The organism is Streptomyces sp. NPDC005281 (genome assembly GCF_040607495.1).
In the GTDB taxonomy this organism is placed as follows: Bacteria; Actinomycetota; Actinomycetes; order Streptomycetales; family Streptomycetaceae; genus Streptomyces.
The window spans coordinates 73984-92538 of sequence record NZ_JBEXGX010000011.1 but is presented as its reverse complement, the minus strand read 5'-3'; the positions used below and the strand labels follow the sequence as shown (position 1 = coordinate 92538).

The window sequence follows — 18555 nt, the reverse complement described above, 5'->3', positions numbered from 1 at the left end:
CGGCACACGTCGTCAGGGCCGGCCCGTCGTCGTCAGTCCAGGCCGCTGCCCGTCAGCACGCGCGCGTAGCGCACCTCGGGCACCGCGACGCCGGCCGCCTCGTAGGGCTCCTCGGCGCCGTCGGGACGGAAGCCGGCTCTCTCGTAGAAACGGCGCGCCGGGGTGTTCTCCTCGAGGACCCACAGCAGCATGCGCTCGTGCCCGGCCGCCGCGCAGCGGCCCGCGGACTCCCGCAGCAGCGCGTGGCCGACGCCCTGGCCCAATACGTCGGGGTGCACGTAGATGGCGTACAACTCGACTTCCCCGGACCGGACTTCGCTGTCCCGGTGCGGTCCGTGGCAGGCCCAGCCGACCACGGATCCGTCGCGCTCCGCGACCAGGTTCACGACGCCGCCGTCACCCTGTTCGAGGTTGCGGCGGCGACGCGCCGCGTCCTCGGCGACGCTGAGCCCGTCCAGGTACGACTGCGGTATCAGGCCCTTGTACGCGGCCTGCCAGCCGCGCACCCGGATCTCGGCCACGCGCGCGCAGTCGTCGAGGGTCATCTCACGCACCCGCAGCCCGCCGGGGGCGGCGATGGGTGTCGGCTCGTTCATGGGTCCATGGTGGACCATGGGTCCGACAACGCCCCCGACGGGCGATCGTGCGGGGGAGGTTCAGCCCCGGTATCCGAGCAGCCCGTGCAGTGTCGACCCCCTCGACGAGGAGGACGCGGCCTTCGCGGTCAGCGGCTTCGGGTCGGGCAGCGTCTTGCACACCGCGTCGGCCTCGCCGCCGCCGCCGTGCGGCACCCTGCCGTCGGTCAGATACGCCGACAGATACTGGTCCAGGCAGGCGTTGCCGCTCAGCGTGATGCCGTGGTTGCCGCCGCCCTGCTCGACCACCAGGCTGGAGCCGCGCAGTTGGTGATGGACGGTCACCCCGCCCTCGTAGGGAGTGGCCGCGTCGTCGGTCGCCTGGAAGAGCAGCGCCGGCGGCAGGTGACGGTTGGAGATGTCCACCGGCTGGAGCGAGTCCGTGGGCCAGAACGCGCACGGCGCGTTGTACCAGGCGTTGTTCCACGCCATGAACGGCGCCTTGTCGTACACCGCCCAGCTGTCCCGGCGCCACTGGCGCCAGTCGCGCGGCCAGGACGCGTCACGGCACTGGACCGCCGTGTAGATGCTGTAGCCGTTGTCGCCCGAGGCGTCGACGGCGCCGAAGTTCTCGTACGCCTCGACGAGCGCGTCCGAGTTCTTGCTGTTCACGTAGGACGCGAACGCCTCGGCGAGGTAGGGCCAGTAGCCGTTGTAGTAGCCGCCCGGGATGAAGGTGTCCTCCAGTTCGGAGGCGCCCACCTTCTTCTGGGCGGGGACCTTGGCGAGGGCCGCACGCATCGCGTACCACTTGGCCTCGACCTCGGCCGGGTCGGTGCCGAGCTTGTAGGCCGCGTCGTTCTTGGCGACCCACGCCAGGAACGCCAGGTGGCGGTCGTTGAAGGCGTAGTCCTGGCTGATGTTGTCGTCGTACCACACGCCGGTGGGGTCGACGATCGAGTCGAGGACCAGCCGGCGGACCCGCTGCGGGTAGAGCTTGCCGTACACGGCGCCCAGATAGGTGCCGTACGAGTAGCCGAAGTAGTTGATCTTCTTCGCGCCGAGGGCGGCGCGGATCGCGTCCATGTCACGGACCGCGCTCACCGTGTCGAGGTACGGCAGCAGCTTCGCGTACTTCTTGCCGCACGCCTCGGCGAAGGCCCTCGCGCGGACGAGGTTCGCCTTCTCGATGGCCCGGGTGCTCGGCACCGTGTCGGGGCGGACGGGCTTGAAGTGACCCGGCTTGCAGTCGAGCGCGGGCTTGCTCGCGCCGACACCGCGCGGGTCGAAGCCGATGACGTCGTACTGTGCCGCCACGGCCTTGGGCAGCGCGGAGGCGACGAAGCCGGCCAGGGTGAGTCCGCTGCCACCGGGACCGCCCGGGTTCACCAGCAGCGGCCCCTGATACGTCTTCGCGGTGTGCGGGACGCGGGACAGCGCGAGGGTGATCCGCTCGCTGTAGGGGTTCGAATGGTCGAGCGGCACCTTCAGGGAGGCGCATTGGAGCGTCGGGTAGTCGCTGGTGCCGCACTTCTTCCAGACGGGTTTCGCGGTCCGGGCGGTGCGCGGTGCGGCGGCGGGGCCGGTGCTCGCGTCGGCGGGGATCGACGTGATCATCCCTGCCAGCACGACCGCCGCCCCGCACAGAGCGGCTGCGCGTTTCTTCACAAGGCCTCCCAGGACGGAGGATTCTGAGCCGTGCACGCCACGGCCTTCGCCGTATCGTGCCGGAGGCGGGTCCTGGAAGAACGTGTTCCGACGAGACTCGACCCGATTGGATGGCGGGATGCGCTCGGATGCCGTCACGAGTGCCTCCGGGGGTCTTCAGGGGTCCGGAGGTTTCGCGGGCGCGCGCGACGGGCCGCCGTGACGGTTCGTCATCGGGCCTCGGTCACGGGGCTTCAGAGCAGACTCAGCTGTGTCGGGCCGGGTTCGGCGGGCGCCGGGGCGGGCTCGGGCGCGGTGACGCGGCGCGGCATTTCCGCGCGCGTGGGGCCGATGCCGTACTCCTGCGCCAGCTCGTGGACCTGACGGGTGATCCGGCGCTGATACCACTTCGGGGCGTAGGCGCCCTCCGCGTACAGCCGCTCGTAGCGCCGTACGAGGTGGGGGTGGTGGTGCTCGAGCCAGGCCATGAACCACTCGCGGGCGCCGGGCCGCAGATGCAGGACCAGCGGGGTCACCGAGGTGGCTCCCGAAGCGGCTATGGCCCGCACGGTGGCGCGCAGTTGGCCGGGGTGGTCACCCAGGAACGGGATCACGGGGGCCATCAGGACACCGCAGCCGATGCCGTGGTCCGTCAGCGTGCGGACGACGTCCAGGCGGCGCTCGGGGGCCGGTGTGCCGGGCTCCACGGTGCGCCACAGCGCGGTGTCGGTGAAGCCGACGGAGACCGAGATCCCGACGTCGGTGACCTCGGACGCCTGCTTCAGCAGGTCGAGGTCGCGCAGGATGAGCGTGCCCTTCGTCAGGATCGAGAAGGGGTTCGCGTGGTCGCGCAGGGCCGCGATGATGCCCGGCATGAGCCCGTAGCGGCCCTCGGCGCGCTGATAGCAGTCGACATTGGTGCCCATGGCGATGTGCTCGCCCTGCCAGCGGCGTGAGGCGAGCTGGCGGCGCAGCAGCTCCGGCGCGTTGACCTTCACCACGATCTGGGAGTCGAAGCCGAGTCCGGTGTCGAGGTCCAGATAGCTGTGCGTTTTACGGGCAAAACAGTAGACGCACGCGTGTGAGCAGCCCCGATAGGGGTTGACCGTCCATTCGAACGGCATACGGGAGGCCCCCGGCACCCGGTTCACGATCGACCGCGCCCGGATCTCGTGGAACGTGATCCCTCTGAACTCGGGGGTGTCGAACGTCCTCGTCGTGACCGCGTCCGCGCCGAACAGGGCGGCGTCCCGGGCGGGGCTCTCGGCAAGCTCCGCTGTCAGGTTCTCCCAGCGCATGGCGCCTCCTAGGTAGCACTGAACAGAGAATAGAACACATGTTCCCTTGATCGTGCGACCTGTTTCCCCGTGTCGCCCCGCCGGTGCCGCCCGGGCCGTTTCCGCGTGTCGCTCCGCCGGCGCCGCCCGCGCCGTTTCCCGGTGTCGCCCCGGCCGCGCCGCCCGCGCCCACGGGCACCCCGATTTGGGCGGCCGGGGCGCCGGGTGGTTGGCTGGCGGCACACCCCGAGGAACCAAGTGCTGGAGGAAGTGCCATGGCGCAGGTCGAGGCCACGACGGAGCGGGTCATCGCGGCGGACGCGGAAACGGTGTTCGACGCCCTGGCCGACTACAGCGGTGCGCGGCCGAAGCTGCTGCCCGAGCACTTCAGCGAGTACGAGGTGCGCGAGGGCGGCGACGGCGACGGCACCCTCGTCCACTGGAAGCTCCAGGCCACCAGCAAGCGCGTCCGTGACTGCCTGCTCGAGGTGAGCGAGCCCACCGACGGCGAGCTCGTGGAGAAGGACCGCAACTCCTCCATGGTCACCACCTGGCGGGTCACCCCCGCCGGCGAGGGGAAGTCCCGTGTGGTGGTCACCAGCGTCTGGAACGGCGCGGGCGGCATCGGTGGCTTCTTCGAGCGGACCTTCGCGCCCAAGGGTCTCGGCCGCATCTACGACACCCTGCTCGCCAACCTCGCGGCGCACACCGAGAAGTGACCTCCCGCCCCCGGGAGGCGCGGGCTCCCGGGGGCCCAGGTCCGGCCGCCCGACAGTCACTTGACGGTAGCGGTCGCCAAGAGGCCGCGCCCGAGGGCGTGTTGTGCCCTCACCGTTTCGGGTGGATCTCCGCCCTGTGCGGCGCTATGCCGTAACTCGTCATGCTTGCCGGGAGTTGTCGCGATTGGCGGCAATTGTACGGCGGGCGTGGCGAGGGGAGCGGATACATGGGCGGGATCACTCTGGTGCAGGACGAACCGGCCGTCGCACCCGTGCCCGACCCCGCCCCGGTGGCCGTCGAACTCCTCGGGCCGACCCCGCGGCAGGTGCGGCTGATCTTCTGCGGGCTGATCCCGGCCCTGCTCCTCGCCGCGCTCGAGCAGATGATCGTGGCCACCGCGCTCCCGAAGATCGTCGGAGAACTGCACGGCCTCGACAGGATGTCCTGGGCGATCACGGCCTACCTGCTCACGTCCACCGTCGGACTCCCCGTCTACGGCAAGCTCGGCGACCTCTACGGCCGCAAGGGCGTCTTCCAGTTCGCCATCGCCGTCTTCGTCGTCGGCTCCGCGCTCGCCGGGCGGGCGCGGACCATGGACCAGCTGATCGCCTTCCGCGCGGTCCAGGGGATCGGTGCCGGCGGCCTCATGATCGGCGTCCAGGCGATCATCGCGGACATCGTTCCGCCGCGCCGACGCGGCCGGTTCATGGGGCTGATCGGCGCCGCGTTCGGTCTCGCCTCGGTCGCCGGCCCCCTGCTGGGCGGCTACTTCACGGACCATCTGTCCTGGCGATGGTGCTTCTACGTCAACGTGCCCTTCGGGCTGCTCACGCTGGCCGTCGTCACCGTCGTCCTGAAGCTGCCCAAGCCCGCTGTGCGGGGGCGGGTCGACATCCTCGGAGTGGTGCTGCTCGCCGCCGCGTCGACCTGCCTGGTCCTGCTGACCAGTTGGGGCGGCACCGAGTACGCCTGGAACTCGCGGCCCGTCGTCGCGCTCGCGGCGGGAGCGCTCGCCGCGACGGCGCTCTTTCTCGTCGTCGAGCGCTTCGCGGTCGAACCCCTCATCCCGCTGCGGCTGTTCAGGGACCGCGTCTTCAACGTCACCGCGCTCGTCGGTCTGGTCGTCGGAGCCGCGCTCTTCGGGGCCGCCGGGTACCTCCCCACGTTCTTCCAGATGGCCGACGGCGCCGGGGCCACGGAGTCCGGGCTTCTGATGCTCCCCATGATGGGCGGCATCGTCGTCGCCTCCGTCGTCTCCGGGCAGCTGATCAGCCGTACCGGCCGCTACAAGGTCTTCCCGGTCCTCGGCTGCGCCCTCTCGGCCGTCGGCATGTGGCTGCTCTCCCGCCTCGACGCCGGCACTCCCCGGCTCCACTACAGCGCCTGGATGGCGGTCCTCGGCGTCGGCATCGGCATGGTGATGCCGGTCCTGGTGGTCGCCGTACAGAACTCCGTGGAGCCGGCCGACCTCGGCACCGCGACCAGCGCGAACAACTACTTCCGCCAGATCGGCGGCAGCGTCGGCGCCGCGGTCTTCGGCACGCTCTTCGCCCACCGGCTGGCCGACGCGCTCGCCGACCGCCTCCCCGCGCGCGCGGGCGGGGCGGCCCCCGACCCCGAGTCCATCACCCCGCAACTCGTCCACGCGATGCCCGCCGCCCTGCGCGACCGGTACATCGGCGCCTACGCCGACGCCATGCCACGGATCTTCCTCTACCTCGTGCCGGTACTCGTCCTCGGCCTGCTCATCGCCTTCTTCCTCAAGGAGAAACCGCTGGTGTCCCACAACGCATCCACCGCCGACCCGGAAGCCGCGCGGACGAACGAGCGGATCCCTCAGGCCCGTTCGGGACACCTCGGCGGGATCCCCGTCTGCGGCACGGTGCAGCACCCCGACGGCACCGTCGTGGCCCGCGCCGCGCTCACCCTCATCGACATCGGGGGGCAGCAGATCGGACGGGGCGCCAGCGCGGAGGACGGCCGGTACGCGCTCTCCACGCCCGGTTCCGGCTCGTACGTGCTGATCGCCGCGGCCGGGGGCCACCAGCCGCAGGCCGTCTCGGTGACGGTCGGCGAACGGCCGGTGGAACTGGACGTCGTGCTGGGCGGCGCGGGCCGGCTCACCGGCAGCGTGCTGACCGCGGACGGCACCCCCGTGCGCGAGGCCACCGTCACCCTCACGAACGCGCACGGCGAGGTCGTCGCCACCACCCGCAGCGGGCGCGAGGGCGGTTACGTCATCACGGAACTGGTGGCCGGCGAGTACACCCTCGCCGCCGGCGCGCCCGCGTTCCGCCCGGCCGCGCTCCCGGTGACCGTCCAGGCGGCCCGCGAGACCCGCCAGGACGTCGAACTCGCCGGCGGCGCGGTGCTGCGGGGCACGGTCCGGGCGGGCGGCGGACGGCCGGTGGAGGACGCGCGCGTGACGCTGCTGGACGCCGCGGGCAACGTGGTCGACACCCTCACCACCGGCCCGGACGGGACGTTCCGGTTCATCGACCTGTCGTCGGGCGAGTACACGGTCATCGCGGCGGGCTATCCGCCGGTGGCCACCGTGCTCCAGGTCGCCGGAGGCGGCCGCACGGAGCGCGACCTGCAAGTGGGCCACGAGGACTGACCCGCCCTCGGACGCGGGCCGGACGGCGCCCGAGGGACGCGCCGCGCGCCGGAGCCGCCCCGTCGCGTTCAATTCCCGCGTTGCCACACATCGCGACCGGCCGCCGCCGTACGGTAGTGGAGGCGGCACAGATCTTGCGGAGCCGTGGGGAGAGAGGGCCTGGGCCATGGACCGTGGCACCGAAGCGGGCGCGGCTCCCAGCCCCGGAGCTGGGAACGGCGCGGCGGAGCACGCCGACGCCGGTCGCATCCCGCTGGCCGTGGTGGTCGTGGACGGCGACGGACTCGTCTCGCACTGGAGCAGCGGGGCACGGCGTCTGTTCGGCGCCGCCAAGGAAGAAGCGCTGGGCCGCCAGGCGGTGGACCTGCTCCCCGTCTCCGGCGCGCTCCCCGAGGCCGCGGACGCGATCCCCTTCGGGAGCCGTGCCACGTACGACGGTCTCGGGCCCGGTCTTGAGTCCTCCCTGGACGGACGGCTCTCCTACCCCGCCGCCGGACGCGCCCGGCTCACCGTGGCCGGTCCCGGCCGGATCGACGTCCTGTGGTGGGCCTATCCGCTGGTCGGCCCCGGCCCGGAGCGGTTGCTCGTGCTCGCCGCCGACGCGGCCGCGATGCGCCACGAGGACGACGACGCGTCCTTCGAGCGCATCGCGCCCGGCTTCGCACTGCACACCGACTTCCCCGGCTCCGAGGAGCTGGCCCGCCGGCTCCCCGACATCCTGCCCAGCATGAGCGTCGGCGACAGTGCCCGCATCGTCTCGCAGGTCCTGGAACTGGGCTATCCCGTCCTGGAGTTCAGTCAGAACGACCGGGTGCCCGTCACCCCCGACTGGGGCGTGCCCCGGCGCGCGGAACGCAAGGCCCGCCGCGAGCGGGCGCTCCGGGCGGCCGACCCGGGCACTCCGGCGCCGCGGAACCTCCCGGAGGAGGAGCGCGAGGACCTCGAGTACGCGGCCGTACGGGAGCGCCTGGAGTTCCTGAACGAGGTCAGCGGGCGCATCGGGACCTCCCTCGACCTGTCACGGACCATCGTCGAGGTCAGCCGGGCCGTCGTGCCGCGCTTCACCGACGTGGCGGGCACCTATCTGCGGGAGCAGGTCGTCGCCGGTGAGGGTTTCCCCGACGGGGTGCCCGACACGACCACCATGTGGCACCGCGTCGCCCTGGAGCACACGGACGAGCCGGGCCGCTGGGACGACGTCGTGCCGGTCGGCGAGGCCATGCCCTTCCCTGAGCACACGCCGTTCTTCCAGTGCATGACCACCGGTGAACCCGTCCTCGTGCCGCGCATCAGCGAGCAGCTGGGGCACATGATCGCCGCGCAGTTCGACAAGCGCGACATCCGCCCGCTGATCACCCACCGCTCCATGCTGGTCGTGCCGTTGAAGGCCCGCAACGTGGTGCTCGGGTTCATGATCCTGCTGCGTCACCCCGAGCGCGTCGAGTTCAACGACATGGACCGGGTCACGGGCGCCGAACTGGCCGCCCGCGCGGGCCTGGTGCTGGACAACGCGCGCATGTACACCTACCAGGAGAGCGTCGCCGAGACCCTCCAGGACAGCATGCTGCCGACCATCGCACCCCGTATGGCCGGCTGCGACATCGCCACCCGCTATCTGCCCGGAACGCTCCTCGGACGTGTCGGCGGCGACTGGTTCGACTCGGTGAAACTGCCCGGATCGCGCACCGCCCTGGTCGTCGGGGACGTCATGGGGCACGGCCTCAACTCCGCCGCGATGATGGGCCAGTTGCGCACCGCCGTGCAGACGATGGCCGCACTCGACCTGCCGCCCGCCCAGCTTCTGCGCAACCTGGACGACCTCGCCCAGCGCCTCGGCGACAACTACCTCGCGACCTGCCTGTACGCCGTCTACGACCCGATCGCCGGACTGCTGCACCTCGCCAACGCCGGCCACATCCCGCCGGTCCTGGTCCGTGCCGCGGACGGCCGCAGCGAGCTGCTCGACCTGCCGACCGGAGCACCCGTCGGGGTCGGCGGAGTGCCCTTCGAAGCGATCCGCGTACGGGTGGAGCCGGGCGACCGGCTCGTGATGTGCACCGACGGGCTGGTCGAGGTGCGCGGCGAGGACATCGGTGTCGGCCTCGCCACCCTGTGCGAGTCCGCCGCACACCCGGCCGCCTCCATGGACCACGCCTGCGACACCATCATCCGCGCGCTCAACACCCGAGGCGGGCGCAAGGACGACGTCGCCCTGCTGATGGCCCGGCTCAACGGTATCGAGCCCGAGGACGTCGCCGAATGGCGCCTGACGCCCGCCCCGGCCGAGGCCGGCAGGGCGCGCGCCGTGGTCCGCGAGCAGCTGCGCGCGTGGGGCCTGACGGGCCTCGCGGACAACGCCGAGCTGATGGTCGGCGAGCTCGTCACCAACGCCGTACGGCACGCGCACAGCCGCGGCGTCGGACTGCGGCTCGTTCGCGGCGACACCCTGCTGTGCGAGGTGGACGACGACGACCACACGCTCCCGATCCTGCTCAGCGCTGGACCCGGCGACGAGTTCGGGCGCGGACTGCGGCTCGTCAGCGCGCTGTCCCGTGAATGGGGGGCCAGCCGCACCGGTGCGGGCAAGACCGTGTGGTTCGAACTGACGCTGCCGCGGGGCTGATCCGTTCGTCCGGCGTCCGTACGTCGCGGTGGCTCCGGTGCACGAGGGCGTACGGGGTTCGAATGAGCGGTGAAGGTATGCGCAGGCCGCTTGTCGCCGTGCACCGGGCGCGGTAGACCGATCAGGCCCGCCGGGATCCGGCGGGCGCGGTCGCGACCCCGGGGAGCGGGCATGAGCGTGAGCAGTCGGTACAGAGGGGCCTGGGAGGGCTTCTGGCGTGAGGCCCCCGACGGACAGGGCGGGGTCCTCTGGGACGCCGAACCCGCGCTCACGGCCGCGGTCCACCTCGCCCATTTCGAGCCGCACCTGAACGCGCCCGACCTGCCCCTGGTGGATCTCGGCTGCGGCAACGGCACCCAGACCCGATTCCTGGCCGACCGGTTCCCGCACGTCGTCGGTACCGACCTCGCTCCCGCGGCGCTCGACCACGCCCGCGCCGGCGATCCCGCGGGCCGGGCCGGTTACCGGCTGCTCGACGCGGCGGACAAGGCCGAGACCGAGGCGCTGCACGCGGAGCTCGGCGACGCCAACGTCTATATGCGCGGTGTGCTCCACCAGTCCGAGCCGGACGACCGGCAGCCGCTGGTGGACGGTCTGGCCGTTCTGGCGGGCGATCGGGGCCGGGTCTTCCTGGTCGAGCTCGCCGAGGCCGCGGGCAAGGTCCTGCGCGGTCTGGCCGAGGGACCGGACGGTCCCCCGGCCAAGCTGGCCCCGGTGTTCCGGCACGGCATCGCCCCGGGCGAGGTCATGGACGCGGCGGTCCCCGAGCATCTGCGCCAGGCCGGCCTCACGGTGCTCGCGAGCGGTGAACTCCCGCTCTTCACGACCGAGTACACGCCAGACGGCACGCTCATCGAACTTCCCTCGCGGTGGCTGGTCGCCGGGCGTACCGGCTGACGTCGCCGGTCCGGCCCGGCAAGAGTTGTCCACAGGCTCTGCCGGGTCCGGGCCGAAGCGCGTACGGTTTCGGCATGAAGATCCTCATCAGCGCCGACATGGAAGGCGCCACGGGTGTGACCTGGCCGGCCGACGTGTTGCCGGGGACTCCCCAGTGGGAGCGGTGCCGCGCGCTGTTCACCTCGGACGTGAACGCGGCGGTGCTCGGCTTCTTCGACGGCGGCGCCGACGAGGTGCTGATCAACGAAGCCCACTGGACCATGCGGAACCTGCTGCTCGAGCGGCTCGACGAGAGAGCGGAGATGCTCACCGGGCGGCACAAGTCGCTGTCCATGGTCGAGGGCGTGCAGCACGACGACGTGGACGGCATCGCGTTCGTCGGCTATCACGCCGGAGCGGGTATGGAGGGCGTCCTCGCGCACACCTATCTGGCGAACTCCATCACGGGCGTGTGGGTCGACGGGGTACGGGCCAGCGAAGGGCTGCTCAACGCCCGGGTCGTCGCCGAGTACGGCGTGCCGGTCGTGCTGGTCACCGGCGACGACGTGGCCTGCGAGGACGCTCTGGGGTACGCGCCCGAGGCGCTGAAGGTCGCGGTCAAGGACCATGTCTCGCGCTACGCGGCCGTGTGCCGCACGCCGGCCAGGACCGCCGCGGACATCAGGGCCGCGGCCAAGGAGGCGGCCGCGCTGGCGGTACGGCACGAGCCGGTCGTCGGCGGGCCGTTCACCATCGCCCTGGAGTTCGACGCCGAGCACCTGGCCATGGCCGCCACCGTCGTCCCGGGTGTCGCCCGTGTCGGTGAACGGAAGATCGCGTACACCAGCGACACGATGTACGAGGGGATTCGGACCTTCAAGGCGGTCACCACGATCGCCTCGGCCGCGGTGGAGGAGCAGTATGGCTGACGAACGGGCACTCGACGAGGTCGTCCGGTTCACCTCCGACCTCATCCGGATCGACACCACCAACCGGGGCGGCGGGGACTGCCAGGAGCGCCCGGCCGCCGAGTACGCCGCCGCGCGGCTGGCCGAAGCGGGCCTGGAGCCCACCCTCCTGGAGCGCACCAAGGGGCGTACGAATGTCGTGGCCCGGCTGGCGGGCACCGACCCGTCCGCCGACGCGCTGCTCGTCCACGGTCACCTCGACGTGGTGCCGGCCCAGGCCGAGGACTGGAGCGTCCCCCCGTTCTCCGGGGAGATCCGCGACGGCGTCGTCTGGGGGCGCGGCGCGGTCGACATGAAGAACATGGACGCGATGATCCTCTCCGTCGTCCGGTCCTGGGCGCGCGAGGGAGTACGGCCCCGGCGCGACCTGGTCATCGCCTTCACCGCCGACGAGGAGGCGAGCGCCGAGGACGGCTCGGGCTTCCTGGCCGACGAGCACCCCGGACTCTTCGAGGGCTGCACCGAGGGCATCAGCGAGTCGGGGGCGTTCACCTTCCACGACGGCAGCGGACGGCAGTTGTATCCGATCGCGGCGGGGGAGCGCGGCACCGGCTGGCTCAAGCTCACCGCGCGGGGACGGGCGGGCCACGGCTCCAAGGTGAACCGGAGCAACGCGGTCACCCGCCTGGCCGCCGCGGTCACCCGCATCGGCGCCCACGAGTGGCCGCTGCGCATCACCCCGACCGTGCGGGCCGCCCTGACCGAACTCGCCTCCCTGTACGGCGTGGACGGCGGCCTCGACGACGTGGACGCCCTGCTCGGCAAGCTCGGCCCGGCCGCCGCGCTCGTCGAGGCGACCGTCCGCAACAGCGCCAACCCGACGATGCTGAGCGCCGGTTACAAGATCAACGTGATTCCGGGGGAGGCCGTCGCCTACGTGGACGGCAGATATCTGCCCGGCGGCGAGGACGAGTTCCGCACGACCATGGACCGGCTCACCGGACCGGACGTGGAGTGGGAGTTCCATCATCACGAGGTGGCTCTCCAGGCGCCGCTCGACTCGCCGACCTACGCGCGGATGCGCGCGGCCGTCGAGGAGTTCGCGCCCGAGGGCCATGTCGTGCCCTACTGCATGTCGGGCGGCACGGACGCCAAGCAGTTCTCCCGCCTCGGCATCACCGGCTACGGCTTCTCGCCGCTCAGGCTCCCGGAGGGTTTCGACTACCAGGCCATGTTCCACGGAGTCGACGAGCGCGTCCCGGTCGAGGCGCTCCACTTCGGTGTCCGGGTTCTCGACCGCTTTCTGCGCACGGCCTAGGGGGACGAGATGCAGACCACGCCATACGGTTCATGGCCCTCGCCGATCGGCGCGCGGCTCGCCGCCGCTCACGACGGCCATCCCGAGTTCGTCGGATTCGTCGGCGACGAGGCCTGGTGGACCGAGCCCCGGCCGGCCGAGGGCGGACGGCGCACGCTGGTGCGACGGAAAGCGGACGGCACCGAGGAACAGGTCCTCCCGGCCCCCTGGAACGTGCGCAGCCGTGTCATCGAGTACGGAGGCAGCCCTTGGGCCGGAGTCATGCGCCCCGAAGGGCCGCTGATCGTCTTCGTCGACTTCGCCGACCAGCGCCTCCACCGCTGTGAACCCGGCGGCGAACCAATCCCGTTGACCCCGCTCTCGACCGTGGGAGGCGGACTGCGCTGGGTGGACCCGCAGTTGCGGCCGGAGCGCGGTGAGGTCTGGTGCGTCATGGAGGAGTTCACCGGGGACGGGCCCACCGATGTGCGCCGGGCCGTCGTCGCGGTGCCGCTGGACGGATCGGCGGCGCAGGACCGGGGCGCCGTGCGCGAACTGTCCGACGGAGGGCACCGGTTCGTCACCGGGCCCCGGCTCTCGCCCGACGGCGGGCAGGCGGTCTGGCTCGCCTGGGACCATCCGCGCATGCCCTGGGACGGCACCGAGGTGATCCTCGCGGACGTCACCGAGGACGGGGCGCTGTCCGCCCCGCGAGCCGTGGCGGGGGGCCCGGAGGAGTCCGTCGTCCAGGCCGACTGGGCGGCCGACGGCACCCTGCTCTACGTCAGCGACCGCAGCGGCTGGTGGAACCTCCACCGGCTGGGCGCCGACGGCGAGGCGATCGCCGTCGGCGGCCCGCGCGAGGAGGAGTTCGGCGGCCCTCTCTGGAAGGTCGGACTCCGGTGGTTCGCGCCGCTGAACAGCGGTCTGATCGCCGTCGTGCACGGCCGGGGTGCCACCACGCTCGGGATACTGGACCCCGAGACCGGCGAACTCGTCGACACGGCGGGCCCCTGGACCGAGTTCGCGCCCACGCTCGCCGTCAACGGCAGCAGGGTCGTCGCCGTCGGAGCCAGCCCGCGCAGCGCCCACGAGGTCGTCGAACTGGACGCCCGCACCGGGCGGGCCCGGGTGATCGGCGCCGCGCACGACGACCCGGTCGATCCGGCGTACTACCCGGAACCCCAGATCCGCACCTTCGCCGGCCCCGCCGGACGCGAGGTCCACGCACACATCTATCCGCCGCACCATCCCGGTCACGTCGGCCGCGCGGACGAACTCCCGCCGTATGTCGTATGGGTCCACGGCGGCCCCACCAGCAGATCGTCCCTCGTTCTCGACCTGGAGATCGCCTACTTCACCTCCAGGGGAATCGGAGTGGCCGAGGTCAACTACGGCGGTTCGACCGGCCACGGACGGGCGTACCGCAACCTGCTGCGCGAACAGTGGGGTGTCGTCGACGTCGAGGACTGCGCGGCGGTCGCCGTCGCGCTCGCCGACGAGGGCACCGCCGACCGGCGGCGGCTCGCGATCCGCGGCGGCAGCGCCGGAGGCTGGACCACGGCCGCCTCGCTGGCCACGACCGACGTCTACGCCTGCGGCACGATCATCTATCCCGTGGTCGACCTCACCGGATGGGCCTCGGGAGGTACCCACGACTTCGAGTCGCAGTACCTGGAATCGCTCGTCGGCCCGATCGCCGAGGTGCCGGCCCGGTACACGGAACGGTCGCCGTCCACGCACGCCGACCGGATCACCGCGCCCTTCCTGCTGCTCCAGGGGCTCGACGACGCCATCTGCCCGCCGGCGCAGTGCGAGCGCTTCCTGGCCCGCGTCGAGGAGCAGGGCCGCCATGTCCCTCATGCCTACATCGCCTTCGAGGGGGAGGGGCACGGATTCCGGCGGGCCGAGACGATGGAACGCGCCCTGGAGGCCGAACTGTCGTTGTACGCGCAGGTCCTCGGCCTGAACCCGCCGGGCGTTCCCACCCTGCAACTGTCCAAGTGAGCCGGCCGGACAGCCGGGGGCAGACGAGCCGACGACACCTGAACAGCGGCACCGGAACATGGCACATGAACACCGGCACCTGGGCTCCGCGATTTGGACACCGGCGTCTGGGCAGCAGCACATGAACACCGGCACCAGGGCTCCGCGCCTTGGACACCGGCATCTGGACAGCAGCTCCTGAAACCGGCACATGAACACCGGAACATGAGTACCGGCACATGGCCACCGGCACCTGAACACATGCACCTGAAAACATGCACCTGAACCACCAGCACCTGGAGCACCACGAGTGACCCGAACGACCGCACCGATCACCGCACTGACCCGGCCCGCACGGCTCGCCGCGGGGGCCAGGGTCGCGGTCGTCGCGCCCAGCGGGCCCGTCCCCGAGGAGCGGCTCGAAGCCGGCCTCGACGTCCTGCGCGGCTGGGACCTCGACCCCGTCGTGGCACCCCATGTCCTGGACCGGCACACCGAGTTCCCCTATCTGGCGGGGACGGACGCCGACCGGGTCGCCGATTTCCAGGCGGCCTGGTGCGACCCGGACGTCACCGCCGTGCTGTGCGCCCGGGGAGGCTACGGCGCCCAGCGCATGATCGACCTGCTCGACTGGGAGGCCATCCGGGCCGCGGGCCCCAAGGTCTTCGTCGGCTTCAGCGACATCACCGCACTGCACGAGGCGTTCGCCACCCGGGTGGGGCTCGCGACCCTGCACGGGCCGATGGTCTCGTCCGTCGGCTTCCTGAAGAACGCGCGGTCGCAGGAGCATCTGCGGGCGACCCTCTTCGAACCCGAATCGGTGCGGACCATCGCCTCCGGCGCGGCCGTCGCGCTCGTGCCCGGGAAGGCCCGCGGCGTCACCCTCGGCGGCTGCGCCAGCCTGCTCGCCGCGGAGCTCGGCACACCGCACGCCCGAGCCGGTGCCCGGGGCGGGCTGCTCCTGATCGAGGACGTGGGCGAGGAGGCCTACCGGCTGGACCGGATCCTGACCCAACTGCTGCGCGGCGGCTGGCTCGACGGGGTGGCCGGCATCGCGCTCGGCTCCTGGGCGGACTGCGGACCGTACGAAGGGCTGCGCGCGGTGTTCGCCGACCGGCTGGGCCCGCTCGGCGTTCCGGTCGTGGAGCATTTCGGGTTCGGGCACGCGGACGGGTCGCTGACGATGCCGTTCGGTGTCAGCGCCGAGCTCGACGCGGACGCGGGGACACTGACCCTGGAGGAGCCCGCGCTGCTCTGACTTCCGGGAGGCTGCCGCCGAGTCCGTGCTCGCGTAGGGTGACCGGATGCCTGAGAACGTCGGCTTTCTCGCCGAAGGCCCCCGTGTGGGCATCCGCGGTTTCACCATCGAGGACGGCGCGGAGTTCACCGCACGGGCCAGGGAGAGCCGGCGTCTGCACCACCCCTGGCTCTTCCCGCCCGGTGACATCGACGCCTACACGGCCTACGCCGGGCGGCTCATCGAGGACCCGACCAAGGCCGGGTTCCTCGTCTGCGAGCGGGACGGCGGGGGGATCGCCGGCTTCATCAACATCAACAACATCGTCCGGGGCGGCTTCCTGTGCGGTGCCCTCGGCTACGGCGCCTTCGCGCCCGCGGCGGGGCGCGGGCTGATGACCGAGGCCCTCGGCCTCGTCGTGCGGTACGCCTTCGGGGAACTGGGCCTGCACCGGCTGGAGATCAACGCGCAGCCCGGCAACACGGGTTCGATCGCGCTCGCCCGGACCTGCGGCTTCCGGCTCGAAGGCTTCTCGCCGGCCTTCATCCACATCGACGGCGCCTGGCGGGACCACGAGCGGTGGGCGATCACCGCGGAGATGGTCAAGCCCCGCTGACGGCCGCGCTCGGCGCCTTTGCGGAATCCTGACCCGATTCTGGTGAGCGGACACCCTGGTCAGCAGGCCGATGAGCATGTTCCATGGTCATCGTGACGACGATCCGACGTGACGTACTGGCCCTTCCCGCGGCGGAACTGGGCCCGAGCAACCCGCTGCCGCCCCTGCGGACCCTCGACGAGATGCACCGTATCGACGACCGCGACCGCGTCGGTCTGCCGGGAGACATGGCCCGGCAGATCGGGTACGAGCCGCTGCGCAGCGTGCTGCCGGAACGCATACGGGACGGGTACGAGCGAGAACGGCCGCTGCGTGAACTCGACACGATCGTGATCGAGAACGACCGGCTGCGCGCCACAGTGCTGCCCGGCTACGGCGGCCGTATCGTCTCGCTCTTCCACAAGCCCACCGAGACCGAGCTGCTCTACACCAACCCGGTCCTCCAGCCGGCCTGCTTCGCCCTCAACGGCGCCTGGTTCTCCGGCGGCATCGAGTGGAACATCGGAGCCACCGGGCACACGACCCTGTCGTGCTCACCCGTCCACGCCGCCCGCGTCCCGGCCCCGGGCGGCGGCGAGATGCTGCGCCTGTGGGAGTGGGAGCGGCTGCGCGACCTCCCCTTCCAGGTCGATCTGTGGCTGCCGGACGGCTCCGACTTCCTGTACGTCGGCGTCCGCGTCCGCAACCCGCACGAGAGGCCCGCCCCGCTGTACTGGTGGTCCAACATCGCGGTCCCCGAGGAGCGCAGGGTGCTCGCCCCGGCCGAGGAGGCCTGGCACTTCGGCTACGAGCGGCGGCTGCGCCGGGTGCCCGTGCCGGCGTACGACGGGACCGACCGGACGTACCCGCTCAACAGCACGTTCCCCGCCGACTACTTCTACGAGGTGCCCGACGGGCGGCGCCGCTGGATCGCCGCGGTCGACGACACGGGCGAGGGCCTGGTCCAGACGTCGACCGACGTCCTGCGCGGGCGCAAGCTTTTCGTCTGGGGGGCCGGGCCCGGCGGGCGGCGCTGGCAGGAGTGGCTCACCGAGCCCGGAACCGGCGGGTATTGCGAGATCCAGGCCGGACTCGCGCGCACCCAGCTCGAACACGTACGGCTCGAGGCCGAGAGCGACGTCTCCTGGCTGGAGGCGTACGGGCCGCTGTCCGTGAGCGCGGAGGCCGCGCACGGGGCCGACTGGGAGGGCGCGCGGGCGGAGGCGGAGGGCCGGCTGGAGAGCGCGCTCTCCCGGGACGCCGTCGACGCCGCTTACGCCGCCTGGCTGCCGCACGCCGACACCGCGCCGGGCGAGATCCTCGCCGTCGGATCAGGCTGGGGAGCGCTCGAAGTGCGGCGCGCCGCGCACAAGTTGCCCGGTACCCCCTTCGAGGAGAGCACGCTCGGGGAGGATCAGGATCCGTGGCTGGAACTGCTGAGCTCCGGCGCGTTCCCGGAGCCCCGGCGGGTCGGGCCGCCCGGCGAGACGCTGGTGGCGTCGCACTGGCGCGACATGCTGGAGACGGCACCCGCCGCACCGGTCGCCGAGTACCACCTCGGAGTCGCGCAGTGGCATGCCGGAGACGTGGCGCAGGCCGTGCGGAGCTGGGAGCGGGCACTCGAACTCGCCCCGTCGCTCTGGCCGTTGCTGCGCTGCCTCGCCGTCGCCGACCAGGAGGCGGGCAACGACGAGCGCGCGGCCGACCGCTATGCCGAGGCCTTCGACGACCTGTGCCGGGAGCGGCGCGACGACGGGCAGCGGTGGACGGCGGTGACCGCCGCGCTCGGCCGCGAGGCCATCGAGGCCCTGCTGAAGGCCCGCCGTCCGGAGCAGGCGCGTACCGTGTGGGCCCGGCTGCACCCCGTGACCCGGGACCGCGGCCGGTTCCGCCTGGTCGAGGCCGAACTGCTGCTCGCCGAGGGCCGCCGCGAGGACGCGCGGGCGGTGTTCGACGCGGGCTTCGAGGTCGCCGATCTGCGTGAGGGGGCGGAGACGATCGGCCTGCTGTGGTCCCGGTTGAGCGACGAGCCCCTGCCGGCGCGCCACGACTTCCGCATGCGGCCGCCGTCCACGGCCTGAGCCGCGCGTCACCGCGACGACGGGGGCCGGCGCTGTCGGCCTCCGAGCCCCGTCGCGGTCACGGTCTTCGTGATCACGGCCCCGGGCACTCCACCGTCGGGTGGGGTATCCGGGGC

At 72.1% G+C, this 18555-nt stretch carries 13 protein-coding genes; 10 read left to right on the top strand and 3 right to left on the bottom strand.

All coding sequences use genetic code 11. The features are described 5' to 3' along the window. Positions 1-32 precede the first annotated feature (32 nt). The 3 genes from ABZV42_RS17300 to ABZV42_RS17290 form a co-directional block, all read right to left on the bottom strand. Positions 33-596: a GNAT family N-acetyltransferase gene (locus tag ABZV42_RS17300; RefSeq protein WP_355978678.1), complete on the bottom strand. Its 564-nt coding sequence runs from the start codon at positions 594-596 to the stop codon at positions 33-35. A 60-nt stretch (positions 597-656) separates the two neighbouring features. After that, on the bottom strand, positions 657-2243 hold the full coding sequence (locus ABZV42_RS17295) for an alpha/beta hydrolase (RefSeq protein WP_355978675.1): 1587 nt from the start codon (positions 2241-2243) through the stop codon (positions 657-659). 233 nt (positions 2244-2476) lie between these two features. Beyond that, positions 2477-3520, bottom strand: coding sequence for an Rv2578c family radical SAM protein (locus ABZV42_RS17290; protein ID WP_355978672.1), 1044 nt, complete (start codon positions 3518-3520; stop codon positions 2477-2479). A gap of 254 nt (positions 3521-3774) precedes the next feature. Between ABZV42_RS17290 and ABZV42_RS17285 the strand changes: the two genes are divergently transcribed. From ABZV42_RS17285 to ABZV42_RS17240, 10 genes are all read left to right on the top strand, one after another. Continuing rightward, a complete protein-coding gene (locus ABZV42_RS17285) occupies positions 3775-4218 on the top strand; it encodes an SRPBCC family protein (protein WP_355978669.1) in 444 nt (147 codons plus the stop codon). A gap of 227 nt (positions 4219-4445) precedes the next feature. Next, positions 4446-6836, top strand: coding sequence for an MFS transporter (locus ABZV42_RS17280; RefSeq protein WP_355978666.1), 2391 nt, complete (start codon positions 4446-4448; stop codon positions 6834-6836). A gap of 166 nt (positions 6837-7002) precedes the next feature. Then, positions 7003-9459, top strand: a complete 2457-nt coding sequence (locus ABZV42_RS17275; RefSeq protein WP_355978664.1) for a SpoIIE family protein phosphatase — start codon at positions 7003-7005, stop codon at positions 9457-9459. Between the two features lie 171 nt (positions 9460-9630). Then, positions 9631-10356: a class I SAM-dependent methyltransferase gene (locus tag ABZV42_RS17270; RefSeq protein ID WP_355978661.1), complete on the top strand. Its 726-nt coding sequence runs from the start codon at positions 9631-9633 to the stop codon at positions 10354-10356. Between the two features lie 74 nt (positions 10357-10430). Beyond that, entirely contained in the window at positions 10431-11264 is an 834-nt protein-coding gene (locus ABZV42_RS17265) for a M55 family metallopeptidase (RefSeq protein WP_355978658.1), read from the top strand. After that, positions 11257-12561 (top strand): M20/M25/M40 family metallo-hydrolase, encoded by a 1305-nt coding sequence (locus ABZV42_RS17260; RefSeq protein ID WP_355978655.1) that lies wholly within the window; start codon positions 11257-11259, stop codon positions 12559-12561. The genes ABZV42_RS17265 and ABZV42_RS17260 overlap by 8 nt, the downstream gene beginning before the upstream one ends. 9 nt (positions 12562-12570) lie before the next feature. Next, positions 12571-14547, top strand: a complete 1977-nt coding sequence (locus tag ABZV42_RS17255) for a prolyl oligopeptidase family serine peptidase (protein ID WP_355978652.1) — start codon at positions 12571-12573, stop codon at positions 14545-14547. A 310-nt stretch (positions 14548-14857) separates the two neighbouring features. Next, positions 14858-15784: an LD-carboxypeptidase gene (locus tag ABZV42_RS17250; RefSeq protein WP_355978902.1), complete on the top strand. Its 927-nt coding sequence runs from the start codon at positions 14858-14860 to the stop codon at positions 15782-15784. 46 nt (positions 15785-15830) lie between these two features. Then, positions 15831-16379 carry a GNAT family N-acetyltransferase gene (locus ABZV42_RS17245; RefSeq protein ID WP_355978649.1) on the top strand — a complete coding sequence of 183 codons (549 nt, stop codon included), beginning with the start codon at positions 15831-15833 and terminating at the stop codon, positions 16377-16379. An 83-nt stretch (positions 16380-16462) separates the two neighbouring features. Next, on the top strand, positions 16463-18439 hold the full coding sequence (locus ABZV42_RS17240) for a DUF5107 domain-containing protein (protein WP_355978647.1): 1977 nt from the start codon (positions 16463-16465) through the stop codon (positions 18437-18439). Positions 18440-18555: the final 116 nt, after the last annotated feature.